Annotated in this window: 13 protein-coding genes; 5 read left to right on the plus strand and 8 right to left on the minus strand. The window is 55.7% G+C overall.

What is annotated here, in order from left to right; all coding sequences use genetic code 11:
• Positions 1-25 precede the first annotated feature (25 nt).
• From GO007_RS18925 to rfaQ, 4 genes are read right to left on the minus strand one after another with little or no spacing between them, the layout of a single operon-like run.
• A complete protein-coding gene (locus tag GO007_RS18925) occupies positions 26-1,015 on the minus strand; it encodes a glycosyltransferase (RefSeq protein ID WP_095102643.1) in 990 nt (329 codons plus the stop codon).
• Positions 1,016-1,045: 30 nt separating this feature from the next.
• Positions 1,046-2,140 (minus strand): glycosyltransferase, encoded by a 1,095-nt coding sequence (locus GO007_RS18930; RefSeq protein ID WP_095102644.1) that lies wholly within the window; start codon positions 2,138-2,140, stop codon positions 1,046-1,048.
• Between the two features lie 2 nt (positions 2,141-2,142).
• Entirely contained in the window at positions 2,143-3,270 is a 1,128-nt protein-coding gene (locus tag GO007_RS18935) for a glycosyltransferase family 4 protein (protein ID WP_095102646.1), read from the minus strand.
• Positions 3,267-4,343 (minus strand): putative lipopolysaccharide heptosyltransferase III, encoded by a 1,077-nt coding sequence (rfaQ, locus tag GO007_RS18940; RefSeq protein WP_095102649.1) that lies wholly within the window; start codon positions 4,341-4,343, stop codon positions 3,267-3,269. Before rfaQ ends, GO007_RS18935 begins: the two co-directional genes overlap by 4 nt.
• 111 nt (positions 4,344-4,454) lie before the next feature.
• Here rfaQ and GO007_RS18945 point away from each other — a divergent pair, with 111 nt between their 5' ends.
• The 3 genes from GO007_RS18945 to GO007_RS18955 all read left to right on the plus strand — a co-directional run bounded on the left by GO007_RS18945 (position 4,455) and on the right by GO007_RS18955 (position 7,405).
• Positions 4,455-5,417 carry a polysaccharide deacetylase family protein gene (locus tag GO007_RS18945; protein WP_095102651.1) on the plus strand — a complete coding sequence of 321 codons (963 nt, stop codon included), beginning with the start codon at positions 4,455-4,457 and terminating at the stop codon, positions 5,415-5,417.
• Between the two features lie 113 nt (positions 5,418-5,530).
• Positions 5,531-6,172: a hypothetical protein gene (locus tag GO007_RS18950; RefSeq protein ID WP_095102652.1), complete on the plus strand. Its 642-nt coding sequence runs from the start codon at positions 5,531-5,533 to the stop codon at positions 6,170-6,172.
• A gap of 6 nt (positions 6,173-6,178) precedes the next feature.
• Complete coding sequence (locus tag GO007_RS18955) at positions 6,179-7,405, plus strand: O-antigen ligase family protein (protein ID WP_095102654.1); 1,227 nt, start codon at positions 6,179-6,181, stop codon at positions 7,403-7,405.
• Here GO007_RS18955 and GO007_RS18960 read toward each other — a convergent pair whose 3' ends face one another.
• The 4 genes from GO007_RS18960 to rfaD form a co-directional block, all read right to left on the minus strand.
• A complete protein-coding gene (locus tag GO007_RS18960; protein WP_095102657.1) occupies positions 7,406-8,341 on the minus strand; it encodes a sugar glycosyltransferase in 936 nt (311 codons plus the stop codon). It lies immediately after the preceding gene.
• Entirely contained in the window at positions 8,341-9,312 is a 972-nt protein-coding gene (gene rfaC / locus GO007_RS18965) for a lipopolysaccharide heptosyltransferase RfaC (protein ID WP_095102660.1), read from the minus strand. Before rfaC ends, GO007_RS18960 begins: the two co-directional genes overlap by 1 nt.
• A gap of 3 nt (positions 9,313-9,315) precedes the next feature.
• On the minus strand, positions 9,316-10,374 hold the full coding sequence (gene rfaF / locus GO007_RS18970) for an ADP-heptose--LPS heptosyltransferase RfaF (protein WP_095102663.1): 1,059 nt from the start codon (positions 10,372-10,374) through the stop codon (positions 9,316-9,318).
• Positions 10,375-10,457: 83 nt separating this feature from the next.
• Complete coding sequence (rfaD, locus tag GO007_RS18975) at positions 10,458-11,423, minus strand: ADP-glyceromanno-heptose 6-epimerase (protein ID WP_095102665.1); 966 nt, start codon at positions 11,421-11,423, stop codon at positions 10,458-10,460.
• Between the two features lie 213 nt (positions 11,424-11,636).
• On the opposite strand from rfaD, the gene kbl reads away from it, so the two are divergent.
• Together kbl and tdh are read left to right on the plus strand one after the other, a co-directional pair.
• Positions 11,637-12,830 carry a glycine C-acetyltransferase gene (gene kbl / locus GO007_RS18980; protein ID WP_095102668.1) on the plus strand — a complete coding sequence of 398 codons (1,194 nt, stop codon included), beginning with the start codon at positions 11,637-11,639 and terminating at the stop codon, positions 12,828-12,830.
• A gap of 9 nt (positions 12,831-12,839) precedes the next feature.
• Positions 12,840-13,865 (plus strand): L-threonine 3-dehydrogenase, encoded by a 1,026-nt coding sequence (gene tdh / locus GO007_RS18985; protein WP_041143208.1) that lies wholly within the window; start codon positions 12,840-12,842, stop codon positions 13,863-13,865.
• Positions 13,866-13,991: the final 126 nt, after the last annotated feature.

A 13,991-nucleotide genomic window follows, 5' to 3' on the forward strand; every position in this document is an offset into this window, starting at 1 on the left:
TTGGCGGAAACAAAGGGATTCAGCGTCAGGCCGCGTTGCGATAGCGCTTAATACGCAGGTAGCGCCGTCCAAGGCGCCAGCGTAAGCGGAACGTTCGGGCATTTTTCCAGATCAGGTGCCAGATGCCGCGGTCGAAGAACTCGGTAATGATAATATGCTTTTTTGATTCATCTTTCATGCTATCGAAGGTATGAATAATTCCCAGACCCTCTTTCGCAATCTGCCAGCGACAGGCGGAAATATGACGCACCTTATCAGGATAGCGTTGGTTAATGGCGTCGAGCATCTCCAGAATCTTCATATAGTGGCGGGCTGAGCGCATCAGCGTGTCGTCGTTATCCGGCTTATGCGATACCGATTCTGAATGGATATAGTAATCGTAAAACTGTTCGCTGGTGTACTGCACGCGCTCGGCCGCCAGCAGCGCCTCGGTGGTCCAGGGAATATCCTGATGGCGCAGGCCTGGCTCGAAGTGAAAGCGATGCTGCATGATAAATTCGCGGCGGTAGATATTCAGCCAGGTCACGTGCAGGAACTTACGCGAATCCAGCGCCTGTTTTAGCCACACGTGGCCCGGCAGCACGCCGGTAGACGGCAGCCGGTCCGGAGGCAGGATCGGGTGAATATCATTTTTGCTCTCGTACACGTAGCGGCCGTTGCAGGTGGCGATATCGAGATTGCCCTGCTCCGCCATCGCCAGCAGCCTGCGGTACATGCCGGGGTAAAGCTTGTCGTCGATATCCGGGAACGCCAGGTATTTACCGGTGGCTACCGCCAGCCCGGTGTTGCGCGCGACCGAAACTCCCTGGTTTTCCTGCTCCAGCACCCTCACGTTTTGTAGCCGCGCTTTCCACGCATCGATAACCGCGAGGCTACCGTCCGTTGAGCCGTCGTTCACCAGGATCAGTTCATAGCTTTCCAGCTGCTGTTGCTCAAGGCATTCAAAGAATTGCGCAAGGAATTTTTCGCCGTTATAGACGGCGGCCACGATGCTCAGTAAAGGCGTTTGACTCATAAATCATTCGATCCTGGTTAAATAACGGCGTCAGGCGCGGCGCAGCTGACGGTACTGCTGACAAATCGTATCGACGCTGAACTTTTCCAGCGCGGATTGTTCGATGACAGGCGGGTTATGGTAAATGCTTTGCATCGTCTGAGCCAGAGCCGGGCCGTCGAGCTCGGCCAGGCCGCGGGCTAATTCGCCGGTGAGAATCTCCGTTACCCCGCCCGGGCAGCGGGTGCTGGCAACCGGCGTATTCAGCAGCAGCGCCTCCACGATCACGTTGCCAAAGCCTTCGCTATCCGAGCTGAGCACCAGCATCTTCGCGTGTTTAATCCACGGCAGCGGGTTTTTCTGAAAGCCTTTAAACAGCACGCGATCGCCGACCTGTAGCCGCTCTGCCAGCTGGCGCAGGCGCTGTTCCTGCTCCGGCTTGCCCTGTCCCAGCAGAACCAGCGGCGCCTGGATACCGCTTTGGGCATAGGCTTCAATCAGCCGATCGTGGCGCTTCCCGGGGTGGAAACGCCCGACGTGGATAATATAGTCGCCGGTTGGCTGCTCGCCCGGCATCTCCGCGCCGGCCCGCAGGGCGGCAATATCGAACGGGTTATAAATCGTTTTCAGCTGCGCCGGGCGAATGGCGAACTGCCTGACCAGATCCTCCCCGACCGCATCGGAGACGGTTACCACATTGCGTCCCTGATAGACGCGTTTGATTTTCTGCTGTTTCATCCAGCGGTCAAAGCCGGTGCGGTGGCCGAGATACGACGTAGAGAAGACGCCGTGCAGGCAGAACCAGACGTTACGCTGCGCGAGCGCGCGGCTGCGGGCGACGATGCGGTCGGTTTTGTGCAGATTGGAGAGCACCAGATCGAAACTGCCCTGCTGCTCAGACTCGGCGATGGCCGCGTCAAGCTGGCCCGCACGGCGCGACAGCTCGGTCAGCTTGCGCCACGGTTTTCGGCAGCGGTCAGTAATTACCCGGTAATCCAGCCCTTCCGGCAGAGGGTAGTCGCAAACGTCGCGCAGTGAAAACAGCGAGACGCGCTCTCCCTGGCGCAAAAAATGTTCCGCCAGCGTGAGCACCACTTTTTCCGCTCCGCCGCCGGGCAGGCCGTCGATGACAAACAGTATGCGCATAGCTATTTTACCAGGTCCTGATAGAAAGAGAGCAGCTGCGCCGATAGCCGCTCGCTGGTGCAGGTCATAATGCGTTCGCGCGCCCGGATGCCTTCCGCTGAACCTAAGGCGCGGGCGGGGAGCGCGGCTACCGCCTGCTGCAGCGCCGAAATATCCAGCGCGTCGCAAACAAAACCGTTGCTGCCCTGAATAATAAACTCCGATCCGCCGCAGCCGGTGGTGGTGATCGTCGGCAGGCCGCAGGCCATCGCTTCAAGGATAACGTTAGGGAACGGATCGTACAGCGTAGGCAGCAGCAGCCCGTCGGCCATCTGGTAGAAGGGCAGGGTCTCTGACTGCATGCCGAAGAAGCGTACCCGCTCTGCGCAGTTCAGCGTGTTAGCCAGCGCCTGATAGCGGCTCTGTTCTTTGTCTTTGCCCACGACCAGCAGATAGCGATCGGTGGGGGCGATGGCGCGAATCGCCGCCTCCAGCCCCTTGCGTTCAAAGCCGGAGCCCACGTAGATCAGGCAGGTTGCCTGGCGCGGCAGGTTCCATTGGTCACGCAGCGCGATAAAGGCTTCTTCCGTTGGCGGCAGGAAGCGCTGGTTATCAATCGCATTATAGATAACGCGGATCTTCTCCGCCGGCAGGCCGAAGTCTGCAATAATTTCCTGTTTAATCATCTCCGCGTTGCAGATGACCCCGCGCAGGTGCGGGTCGTGATACATCTCGCGTTCGGCCCGCATGACGTAGCGGTGGTAGCGATCGGCAAACAGCAGGCGGCTTTTCCAGCCGGGCAGTATGCGCGAGCGCTGCTGCAGCCAGCGGCGATGCACGCCGTCGCCGGCGCGATACAAATCGCAACCCGGGATGCGCTCATGGCTCTGAACCAGGTCGAAGTTTTCGGCCTGCCACAGCCGGCGCGCGGCGTCGGCAAAGCCGCGTTCACGGCTGATGCGTCCCCATTTGCGTGGGTTGCAGATGCGAATATTCCACTCGGGCTTCACCGGCCCCTGCCATTCGCGGGTAATGACGTTCAGTTCAAGATTACTGCTATCGAGGGCCTCCAGCGCGCGGGAAACGAAACGCTCCGCACCGCCGTCGGGGCGATATTTCTGCCGCACCAGGGCGAGCCTGAATTTGCTCATGCCAGCACCTTTTTTGCCGCCGCAATAACGACGTCGGCGGGAATTAAATCGAGATAGCGTTCTTCTGTACCGGTATCAATGTCGTCAGGGTCGGGCAGAGGACCAAAGTCTCCGGCCCAGATGACTTCGCCCTTCGCCTGCCACGGGCTCCAGAAGGTTAGCTTTGATGGGCCGAACAGCGCGACCAGCGGCGTGCCGAGGGCGGCAGCCATATGCATGGGTACGGAATCAACGCCGATAAATAAGCGGGCGTGGCCGATGACCGCCGCCAGCTGGCGCAGGGTCAGCTGGCCGGCAAGAGAGTGCAGGCGGGCGTCCGGGCAGCCGGCGATAATGGTCTCCACCATGCGCTTCTCTTTCGCGTCGGGCCCCGACGTTAGCACCACGGCATGTCCCGCCGCGGAGAGCGCGTTAATCAGCGCGCTCATCCGCTCTTCCCGCCAGCATTTAAAGAACCAGCGGGAGGTGGGCTGAATGACGATATAGTTATCCTCAAACCCCTCCGGCAGCAGCGTTCGGCTACTGTCCCAGTCCTGTTCGCTGTAGCCCATGCGCGCCGGAGCGTCGTTAGCTGCCAGACCGAGCGGGGCCAGAATGGAGAGGTTCTGCCGCACCGTATGCAGGCTTTGATGTTCCCGGGTGGAGGCCAGGGCGGTATGGCAGAAGCGCCAGGCCGGATGGCGGCGTTTCGGGAAATCAAAGCCGATGCGCGTGGCGGCGCCGGTTAAGCGGGTAATAATGGCGCTGGGCCACTGATCGGCAAGGTTGAGCACCAGATCGTAGCGCTGCTGGCGAAGCGTGCGGATCAGCCGCAGCTCCATTTTGAGCTGATGGACGGTTCCCTGTTTTTTCCAGCGGCGGTCAATCGCGTAAATCTGGTTAATATCCGCGTTCGCCGCGAGCATATCCCGGGTCTCTTCATAAAGCAGCACATCAACGCTGGCCGCGGGATACTGCCGTTTGAGGGCGTGAACGAGCGGCGTGATCAGCAGCATATCGCCATGATGGCGCAGCTTGATGACCAGGATGCGCGCCGGGTTCACGGGACCGGGAGAGCGGGTTTCAGGCGTCATTCTCTGTTCTTCATTCAGTATCAGGGTTCCGATTCTAGGGGATCAGATAGATTGAGAGAAGCGTTGTCTTGCTCTACCATGACCCGATACGTATGGTCTGAGGACGTTTTCGTGCACAATCCCGCATTTCTCATCACGATTGATACCGAGGGTGATAACCTCTGGCAAAAACATGACAGCATTACCACCGAGAATGCGCGTTATTTACCGCGTTTTCAGCAGCTTTGCGAAAAGTATGGCTTTAAGCCGGTCTATTTAACCAACTACGAGATGGCGATAGATCCATTCTATATCGAATTCGCCAAAGATGTGATTGCCCGCGGCACCGCCGAAATCGGCATGCACCTGCATGCCTGGAACAGCCCGCCGACCGACCCGCTGACCGCCGATGACTGGCGACATAAGCCCTATCTTATCGAATACAGCGATGCGGCGATGCGTGAAAAAGTCGCTTATATGACCCATCTGCTGGAAGAGACCTTCCAGACTAAAATGGTCAGCCATCGCGCCGGACGCTGGGCGTTTGATGAGCGCTATGCGCGCCTGCTGGTGGAGCATGGCTATCAGGTCGACTGCTCGGTGACGCCGCGGGTCAACTGGAAAACGGCGAAAGGCGCCCCGCAGGGCGATGGCGGCACCGATTATCGCCGCTTCCCGCAGCACGCCTATTTCCTCGACGAGAACGATATCAGCCGGGAAGGGCGTTCTTCGCTGCTGGAGGTGCCGATGAGCATCCAGTACAAACACAGTGCTCTGATGAACGGCATTAAGCAGGGCTATGACCGCCTGCGCGGCAAGGTGCGCTCGCCGTCGGTTCACTGGCTGCGGCCGATGGGCGGTAACGTTGAGACGATGAAAAAGGTCGTCGAACAGACGTTGACTCAGGGTAATGACTACGTCGAATATATGCTCCACTCTTCTGAGTACATGCCCGGCGGCAGCCCGACGTTTAAAAACGAGCAGGATATCGAACGTTTGTATGCGGATCTCGAAAGCTTCTTCAGCTGGCTGGCGCCGCAGGTCAAAGGGATGACGTTGGCGGAGTACTCTGCCTTCCGGAGAAATCCTACCTAAAAAGGTCAGGTATCATAGAGATATCTGACCTTTCTGGTGTAACATTATCCGCGTTTATATATTGAGCTTTCGGGTTCTTTCTGTACGGTGTGTTTTCATTTTCTGAGGTATTCATGAAGATAGTAACGGTATTGCGTTCTGGTGGTGATTATAATCATGATCATGTTCAGTGGTTGTATAAGCAATTACCGGATAATATCGAGAAGATTTGCTTTACTGACCTCATCATTCCGGGCGTTCAGACGATTAAACTGACTGAAAATCTTCCCGGCTGGTGGTCAAAAATTGAAATATTTGATCCGCAAAAAGTCGACGATGATATTTTCTATATAGATTTAGATGTGGTTGTCGTAGGTGACATTACGGATATTTTGCAAAATACCCGCCTGACTATGTTAAGCGATTTCTTCTTTCCGCAGAAAACTAAAAACTCGGCAATAATGCGTATCCCGCATGAAGAGAAATTTAAAGTATGGGAAGCTTTCAGACGCTATCCACAGTTGTTTATGACGCGTTATCAGAGCGGTGGGGATCAGGAGTTTATTAGTAAAATATATCCTCAAGCGTCGATCTGGCAGGACATATTGCCTGGACAAATTGTCAGCTATAAAAAGCATGTCATTAGTAAGAAGAAAAATGAGCATGCGATCGGAAACGGTTCCGTGCCTGTCGGAACTCGAATTGTATGCTTCCATGGAAAACCAAGACCGTGGGATTGCGGTGAAGTATGGGTACCCCCATTTGTGAAAAGCTAATCAGACATGATCAGAGATAAGTTTCCGTTAATAATATTGCTGGCGGCAATATTATCTTGCGCGGTAGTAACCCCAGAAAAAATAATGGGGAGAAACCTTTTTTACCTTTCCTCAATGATTACCGTTAGTTATGCAGCAATAAACTTTAAAGCACTGCGTTTCAAAACTGAAGAAGTTGTGCTGGCAGCTACTCTTTTTTTGATGGGAGTTTCACAGTTGCTGTGGACATATAGATTCCCTGCTAATGCTACCGAAGTTTATATGGCTGATCTTAGCTATGCACGAACGGGTGCCTATTTGATTATTGGTTCAGTAGTGATGCTGCTGATTTCAGCAGTGCTACGCCTAATTAAACCGTATCCAGGGCAGTTTATTAACTACATGCTGCTATTAGGTTTCGCCTATTTAACATTATATGCACTGCATTTCCACTTCTTTATTTCTGATGATCGTCTGAGAATAGATAGTTCAGCAACGTTAAGTGCCTATATTTATGCGTTCTATACCATGATTACGCTTTACGCTTTATCATGTGTGAAAATTCGCTACCGTGCTCCGATAATTATTACAGTTGTTGTTTTATCGTTATGGATTATATTTTTGACGCAAACCCGGTCAGTGTTAATTTTTTACCCGGCAATTTTGTTATATTGTTTGCTGAAAAGCAAAATGCTGTCCAGGGCAAAATTTATAGCGCTGTGTGTGGCGTCTTTATTAGCCTCACTGGTGATGATTGAGTTTGCTTTTCCGACCATCAAGGTGCGGGCGGTGGAGGCCGTTAGCGAACTGTCTGAATATCAAAACGATAACAATACCTCGCTGGGTGCCAGATTAAGTATGTGGCATACGGGGGTCTATGAGATATACCACCATCCTTCAGGGGTCAGCTCTCAGGACCGCTATGAAATTCTGTCGCAGTTAATGCAAGAGAAAGAGCATGGTAATCCGGAGGGAATGCGTAACATGGTTTACCATTTGCACAACGACCTCATTGAGACGATGTCATTACAAGGCGTTATCGGTGGAATCATCTTACTGTGCCTGTACACGGCAATGGTTTTCTATGTTCGTAGAAAAGGGATATTGTCGTGCGGCACCGCTTTTTTATGTGCGCCGGTTATCTTGTTCGGCTCGGTGGATTCGCTTTTTATTCATGACCGATTTATTGTCATGCTCATCACCGGTCTCATTATTTTCGCGGGCCTATCGGGAGCCAAACAAGCGCGAGCATGATCAGGTGAAAGAGGTGGCCTGTTCGGTCACTTCTTTCACAATTTGGCTGAACGGCACTTTACTGAATATATCGACAGGAACCGCGCTATTTATTGAGGTATTGATAATGTTGATTCCGGAGCTTTGCATATAGCGGCTGGCCAGTGCAAGCGCAGGGAAAATCAGCGCAGTAACCTTGCTTTCGAGATAAGAAGGCAGCTTATTTGCATCATTTTCATAAAATCGTGGCCGATTGAAATTATTCATATCCAGACCAGCGATGATAACTTTATCAAACCCAAGGTAGGCAATAATTTGCAGCGCCCAGTAGGCTACGGTGCCTGCATCGAATATCCCTTGACGAATATCGATAGAAAAAGCAATGTTATCAATACGCTCGTGCAATATTACCGTGTCAAAGTCGGTAAACCGGGCGCGAATATCTTTGCTGACTACCCGAGGTTGATAAATTTTGTAGCAGGCATCTTCAATCAGCGCCAGTCGGCAGCGGATATTCTCCATGCCTGTGCGATCGATAATTTTGGCAATACCGTGGGCGGTTGTGAAAAATAGAATCTGCGGATTGCTGACAATAGCGGAAATGATGTCCGGCTTGCGGTCGAAAAATTCCATATCCACGATAAGGTATAAGGAGAAACTGAGTTTTCCTTCCAGTGAGAAGGCACCATTCACGCCCATTACCGGTACGGTACGAGGGGTAACGGAAAAATCAATATCTTTAACCGATGGCCCCGTGGCGGTCAGTAGCAGTGGTCCGGAAAAGCTATTTTTCAGCTCGCTCAGGCTGCACAGCGGTACCGTTTTGCCTTTGTAAATTAGTGAACAAATCTCACCCGACGCTGCGCGGGTTATCTTTGCCCACGGCCACAGGTTTTCATTATGGCGAAAGGCACGCGGATGCGTGTAGCGATAGATTTGCTTAAACAATGAGCCCATCAGGCCAGTCCCTGGGAGGTCAACAATTGCAGAACCCGTGAGGCGCTAATATCCCCCGTGCTGCTGCCGTTTTCCGGACGCACGACGTACTGGTTTTGCCCATAGCCGCCGATAAGACCCGGATCGGTCGGGCCGTAGAGGGTAAAATTAGGCTTATCGAGCGCGGCGGTTAAATGACTCAGGCCGGTATCGACGGAAACCACGCCGCGGGCGCCGGCCAGAACCTGGGCGACCTGCTCCAGGCTCATGCGCGGCAGCACCTCGACGAAATCGTGCCCCTGCGCCAGCCGCCCGGCCCTCGCCTCTTCGTGCGGCGCGCCCCACGGCAGCTTAATCCGCAGGCCGCTGTCGGCCAGCAGCGCGATAAGCGCCTGCCAGTTCTCTTCCGGCCAGTGTTTATCATGGCGGGTGGTGGCGTGGAGGAAGACCAGGTACGGCGCGGCACCGGCGTCTTCCTGGCGCAGAAAGTGGCGGGCAATCGCGTAATCGCCCTGAGTCTCTGGTTTGGCATAGCCGAGGCTTTTGGCAAACAGCTCGCGGGTACGCTCAACGGCGTGCTGCTGCCTGGCAATGTGGTGGCGACGGTTGTAGAACAGGCAGGCCAGCGGCTCGCGGGCGGTTTGCCAGTCCATACCGTGCTTCACGCCGTGCGCCAGCCGGGTGACCAGGGCGGCGCTTTTCACCAGACCCTGGGCGTCAATGATTGCATCGTACTTCTCCGCCCGCAGCGCCTGGCGGAAGGCTTTACGCTCGGTCTTAACCGGCGCGGAAAACCAGGCCTTGCGCCAGCGGCGAATGGCCACCGGAATCACGCGGTCAACGCTTTGGTGCCAGGAGGGGATCTGGGCGAAGCCCTCCTCGACCACCCAGTCGAAACGAATCCCGGGAAAGGCCTGCGCGGCGTCGGTCAGCGCGGGCAGCGTGTGCAGAACGTCGCCCATGGACGAGGTTTTAACGATCAATACCCGCATCCGCTACGCTTCCTCTTTTTCCGGTTCGTCCTGCAGCAGCGGGTTCAGCTCTTCCAGTACGCGCTGCGGCGTAATATCGATCAGGCTCTGATGATATCCTTCAGCCGCATCTCCTTTCCGCACCTTGTGGTAGCCGCTGATCAGGCGGATTGTCCGCGCCTTATGCGACAGCGGTGGCGTAAAGTCTGGGCTGCTCGGGCCGTACAGCGCGACCAGCGGACGATTGAGCGCGGCGGCGACGTGCATCAGCCCGGAGTCGTTGCTGACAACCGCTTTGCAGGCGGCAATCAGTACCACCGCCTGTTCAAGCTGGGTTTCGCCGGCCAGGTTACGGCACCATGCCTGCTGCTGGGTGCTGAGAGCGGCCAGAATGTCGTTGCCAGCCTCATGGTCCTTGGCCGAACCGAAAAGCAGCACCTGATAGCCGTCATCGATCAGCCGTTTGGCCAGTTCGGCATAGTGGTAGTGCGGCCAGCGCTTGGCCGGACCGAACTCAGCCCCGGGGCAGAAGCCGATAATGGGGCGATGGGCGGAAATATTGAAGGCGTTGCAGACCTGCGACTTTTCCCCTTCATGCACCTGCAGCTGCGGCCAGAGCAGCGGCTGAGGCAGATCTTTCGCGCCGCGCATAACGCCTTTGTCGTAGGCTAAAGCCACGTAGCGCTCAACCATCAGCGGCCACGCGTCTTTATCCAGCGTTCTGGCGTCGTTCAGCAGGCCGTAGCGCATCTCGCCGCGCCAGCCGGTGCGGTGTGGGATGTTGGCGAAGAAAGGAACCAGCGCCGATTTAAACGAGTTCGGCAGCACGTAGGCGCGATCGTAGCGACGTTCGCGCAGGCTGAGCCCGAGCTTGCGCCGTTCGCCGATCTCCAGCGCGCCGTGGCCGAGCGGCATGGGAATGGCTTCGTTGACTTCCGGCATCCGTGACAGCAGCGGACGGCACCACGCGGGCGCCATCACGTCGATGATTGCCTGGGGATAGCGCGCCTTGAGCGTGCGATAGAGGCTTTGCGACATCATCATGTCGCCCACCCATGACGGGCCGATCACCAGTATTTTCATTCACTTCATCCTTCAAACGGTCTCTGCGTTGGCTACCTGCGTTCACTCCGGTCACTTGCTTTTGTAAGCTCCCGGAGATTCACTTAGCTGCCCGAATGATTTTGTGAATTTGTATCGCTGTCGCGGTTCAGCCAATGCATGTACTCAGTGACGCCTTCGGCCACGGTTTTGAAAGGCTTATCATAGCCTGCCGCACGCAGGTTGGTGAGATCTGCCTGCGTAAACGCTTGGTAACGGCCCTTCAGCTTGTCCGGGAACGGGATATATTCGATGCTGCCCTTCTGGTGGAACGCCAGAGTGGCGTCGGCTACCGCCTGGAAGGATTCCGCCCGGCCGGTGCCGAGATTGAAAATACCGGACGCGCCGTTCTCCCAGAACCACAGGTTGACCGCCGCCACGTCGCCGACGTAGACGAAGTCGCGCTTGAAGCCGTCGCTGCCTTCGAACAGTTTCGGACTTTCGCCATTATTCAGCTGGGTATTGAGGTGGAACGCCACGCTTGCCATGCTGCCTTTATGGCCTTCGCGCGGCCCGTAGACGTTGAAATAGCGGAAGCCGACTATCTGCGAATCGACTTCCGGCAGGATCTGGCGCACGTATTCGTCAAACAGGAACTTGGAGTAGCCGTAGACGTTGAGCGGCTGCTCGTATTCGCGGGATTCGATAAAGTCGCTGGTACGGCCGCCGTAGGTGGCTGCGGAAGAGGCGTACAGGAACGGGATCTCGCGCTCCAGGCAGTAGTGAAGAAGCTCTTTAGAGTACTGATAGTTGTTATCCATCATGTACTTGCCGTCCCACTCCGTGGTGGAGGAGCAGGCGCCTTCATGGAATACCGCTTCAATTTCTTCGCCGAACTCTTCGCCCGCCATAACCTGGATCAGGAAGTCTTCTTTATCCATGTAATCAGCGATGTTCAGGTCAACCAGGTTCACAAACTTGGTGCCATCTTTCAGATTATCTACGACCAAAATGTCGGTAATGCCTTTGTCATTCAGGGCCTTGACGATATTGCTGCCGATAAACCCTGCGCCGCCGGTAACGATGATCATAACAGTAACCTTTGAAGTATGGAGTCCAGAGATAATCCGGACATGAATGCTTCTATCATATCACCACATGAGACAGGCTTCAGCCCTTCGCAGAAAAGGTGCTGGGCGTGCGTGATTTATGCTGCAAATAATTCATTCAGGCATGCATCATCTCGTATCAGCGTATAGCTTTGGGTAATATGTGCCAAATTTTGCCGAATCTGGAGAGTTGCAATGCGTGGTGATTTTTATCAACAGTTAACCAATAGCCTGGATACCGCTCGCGCGGAGGGGTTGTTTAAAGAAGAACGCATTATCACATCGGCGCAGCAGGCGGATATTACCGTCGGCGGCAATAGCGTGATTAACTTCTGCGCCAATAACTATCTCGGCCTCGCCAACCACCCGGAGCTGATTGCCGCGGCGAAAGCCGGCATGGACAGTCACGGCTTCGGTATGGCCTCCGTGCGTTTTATTTGCGGGACCCAGGATAGCCACAAAGCGCTTGAGAAGAAGCTGGCCGAGTTCCTCGGCATGGAAGATGCGATTCTCTACTCCTCCTGCTTTGACGCCAACGGCGGCCTGTTCGAAACCCTGCTGGGCGCGGAAGACGCCATTATCTCCGATGCCCTGAACCACGCGTCGATCATCGACGGCGTGCGCCTGTGTAAAGCGCAGCGTTTCCGCTACGCCAACAACGACATGCAGGAGCTGGAAGCGCGGCTGAAAGAGGCGCGTGAGGCCGGTGCGCGGCACGTGCTGATCGCCACCGACGGCGTGTTCTCCATGGACGGCGTGATTGCCAACCTGCGAGGCGTCTGCGACCTCGCGGATAAATACGACGCGCTGGTCATGGTCGACGACTCTCACGCCGTCGGCTTCGTCGGCGAAAACGGCCGCGGCTCCCACGAGTACTGCGAGGTGATGGGGCGGGTGGATATCATCACCGGCACCCTCGGTAAAGCGCTGGGCGGCGCCTCCGGCGGCTATACCGCGGCGCGCAAAGAGGTGGTTGAGTGGCTGCGCCAGCGCTCGCGTCCGTATCTGTTCTCCAACTCGCTGGCTCCGGCAATCGTCGCCGCCTCCATCAAAGTGCTGGAGATGGTGGAATCCGGCGCCGAGCTGCGCGACCGTCTGTGGTCCAACGCGCGCCTGTTCCGCGAAAAAATGACCGCTGCGGGCTTTACCCTGGCGGGCGCCGATCACGCCATTATCCCGGTGATGCTCGGCGAAGCGACCGTGGCGCAGAATTTTGCGCGCGAGCTGCAAAAAGAAGGTATTTACGTCACCGGTTTCTTCTATCCGGTGGTACCAAAAGGCCAGGCGCGTATTCGCACCCAGATGTCTGCGGCGCATACCCCTGAACAAATTGAACGTGCGGTGGAAGCCTTTACCCGCATCGGTAAACAACTGGGCGTCATTGCCTGAGGGTGTGAGATGAAAGCGTTATCCAAACTGAAAGCGGAAGAAGGCATCTGGATGACCGACGTACCGGAACCGGAAGTCGGCCACAACGATCTGCTGATTAAAATCCGTAAGACCGCAATTTGCGGTACCGACGTACACATCTATAACTGGGACGAATGGTCGCAGAAGACCATCCCGGTGCCGATGGTGGTAGGGCACGAATACGTGGGTGAAGTGGTGGGTATCGGTCAGGAAGTTCGCGGCTTTAAGCTGGGCGATCGCGTTTCTGGCGAAGGTCATATTACCTGCGGCCACTGTCGTAACTGCCGCGCCGGGCGCACGCATCTGTGCCGCAACACCATTGGGGTTGGCGTTAACCGCCCCGGCTGTTTTGCCGAATATCTGGTGATCCCGGCCTTCAATGCCTTCAAAATTCCGGACAACATTTCTGACGATCTGGCGTCGATTTTTGACCCCTTTGGCAACGCCGTACACACCGCGCTCTCCTTCGACCTCGTCGGCGAAGATGTGCTGGTTTCCGGCGCCGGTCCGATTGGCATCATGGCGGCGGCGGTCGCTAAGCACGTCGGCGCGCGCAACGTGGTGATCACCGACGTGAACGAGTACCGTCTGGGCCTGGCGCGCAAGATGGGCGTGACCCGCGCGGTTAACGTTGCGCAGGAGAGCCTTGCCGACGTGATGGCCGAGCTCGGCATGACCGAAGGGTTTGATGTGGGTCTGGAGATGTCCGGCGCGCCGCCGGCGTTTCGCACCATGCTGGACACCATGAATCACGGTGGCCGTATTGCGATGCTGGGTATTCCGCCGTCCGATATGTCCATCGACTGGACCAAAGTCATCTTTAAGGGGCTGTTCATCAAAGGGATTTACGGTCGTGAAATGTTTGAGACCTGGTACAAGATGGCGGCCCTGATCCAGTCTGGTTTAGATCTGTCGCCGATTATCACCCACCGTTTCGGCATTGATGATTTCCAGCAGGGCTTTGACGCGATGCGCTCCGGCCAGTCGGGTAAAGTGATTCTGAGCTGGGATTAAACCTCCGTTATCCGCCGCGCCAGCAGATGGAAATCCGTTTGCTGGCGCATATTCTGAGCGCCAGCGGGCGCTTTTTTATTGGGATGTGGATAACATTTCAAACATACTTCATTGCAAACGCACTAT

This window comes from Klebsiella sp. 10-1 (genome assembly GCF_009758445.1).
GTDB classification, from domain to species: Bacteria; Pseudomonadota; Gammaproteobacteria; order Enterobacterales; family Enterobacteriaceae; genus Klebsiella; species Klebsiella scottii.

Coding starts and splice junctions, on each gene's coding strand:
- rfaD (WP_095102665.1), bottom strand. CDS start 11,423: ATGATCATCGTTACCGGCGGCGCAGGGTTTATCGGCAGCAATATCGTC.
- GO007_RS18925 (WP_095102643.1), bottom strand. CDS start 1,015: ATGAGTCAAACGCCTTTACTGAGCATCGTGGCCGCCGTCTATAACGGC.
- rfaC (WP_095102660.1), bottom strand. CDS start 9,312: ATGCGGGTATTGATCGTTAAAACCTCGTCCATGGGCGACGTTCTGCAC.
- rfaQ (WP_095102649.1), bottom strand. CDS start 4,343: ATGACGCCTGAAACCCGCTCTCCCGGTCCCGTGAACCCGGCGCGCATC.
- GO007_RS18955 (WP_095102654.1), top strand. CDS start 6,179: ATGATCAGAGATAAGTTTCCGTTAATAATATTGCTGGCGGCAATATTA.
- GO007_RS18935 (WP_095102646.1), bottom strand. CDS start 3,270: ATGAGCAAATTCAGGCTCGCCCTGGTGCGGCAGAAATATCGCCCCGAC.
- GO007_RS18960 (WP_095102657.1), bottom strand. CDS start 8,341: ATGGGCTCATTGTTTAAGCAAATCTATCGCTACACGCATCCGCGTGCC.
- tdh (WP_041143208.1), top strand. CDS start 12,840: ATGAAAGCGTTATCCAAACTGAAAGCGGAAGAAGGCATCTGGATGACC.
- GO007_RS18950 (WP_095102652.1), top strand. CDS start 5,531: ATGAAGATAGTAACGGTATTGCGTTCTGGTGGTGATTATAATCATGAT.
- GO007_RS18930 (WP_095102644.1), bottom strand. CDS start 2,140: ATGCGCATACTGTTTGTCATCGACGGCCTGCCCGGCGGCGGAGCGGAA.
- rfaF (WP_095102663.1), bottom strand. CDS start 10,374: ATGAAAATACTGGTGATCGGCCCGTCATGGGTGGGCGACATGATGATG.
- kbl (WP_095102668.1), top strand. CDS start 11,637: ATGCGTGGTGATTTTTATCAACAGTTAACCAATAGCCTGGATACCGCT.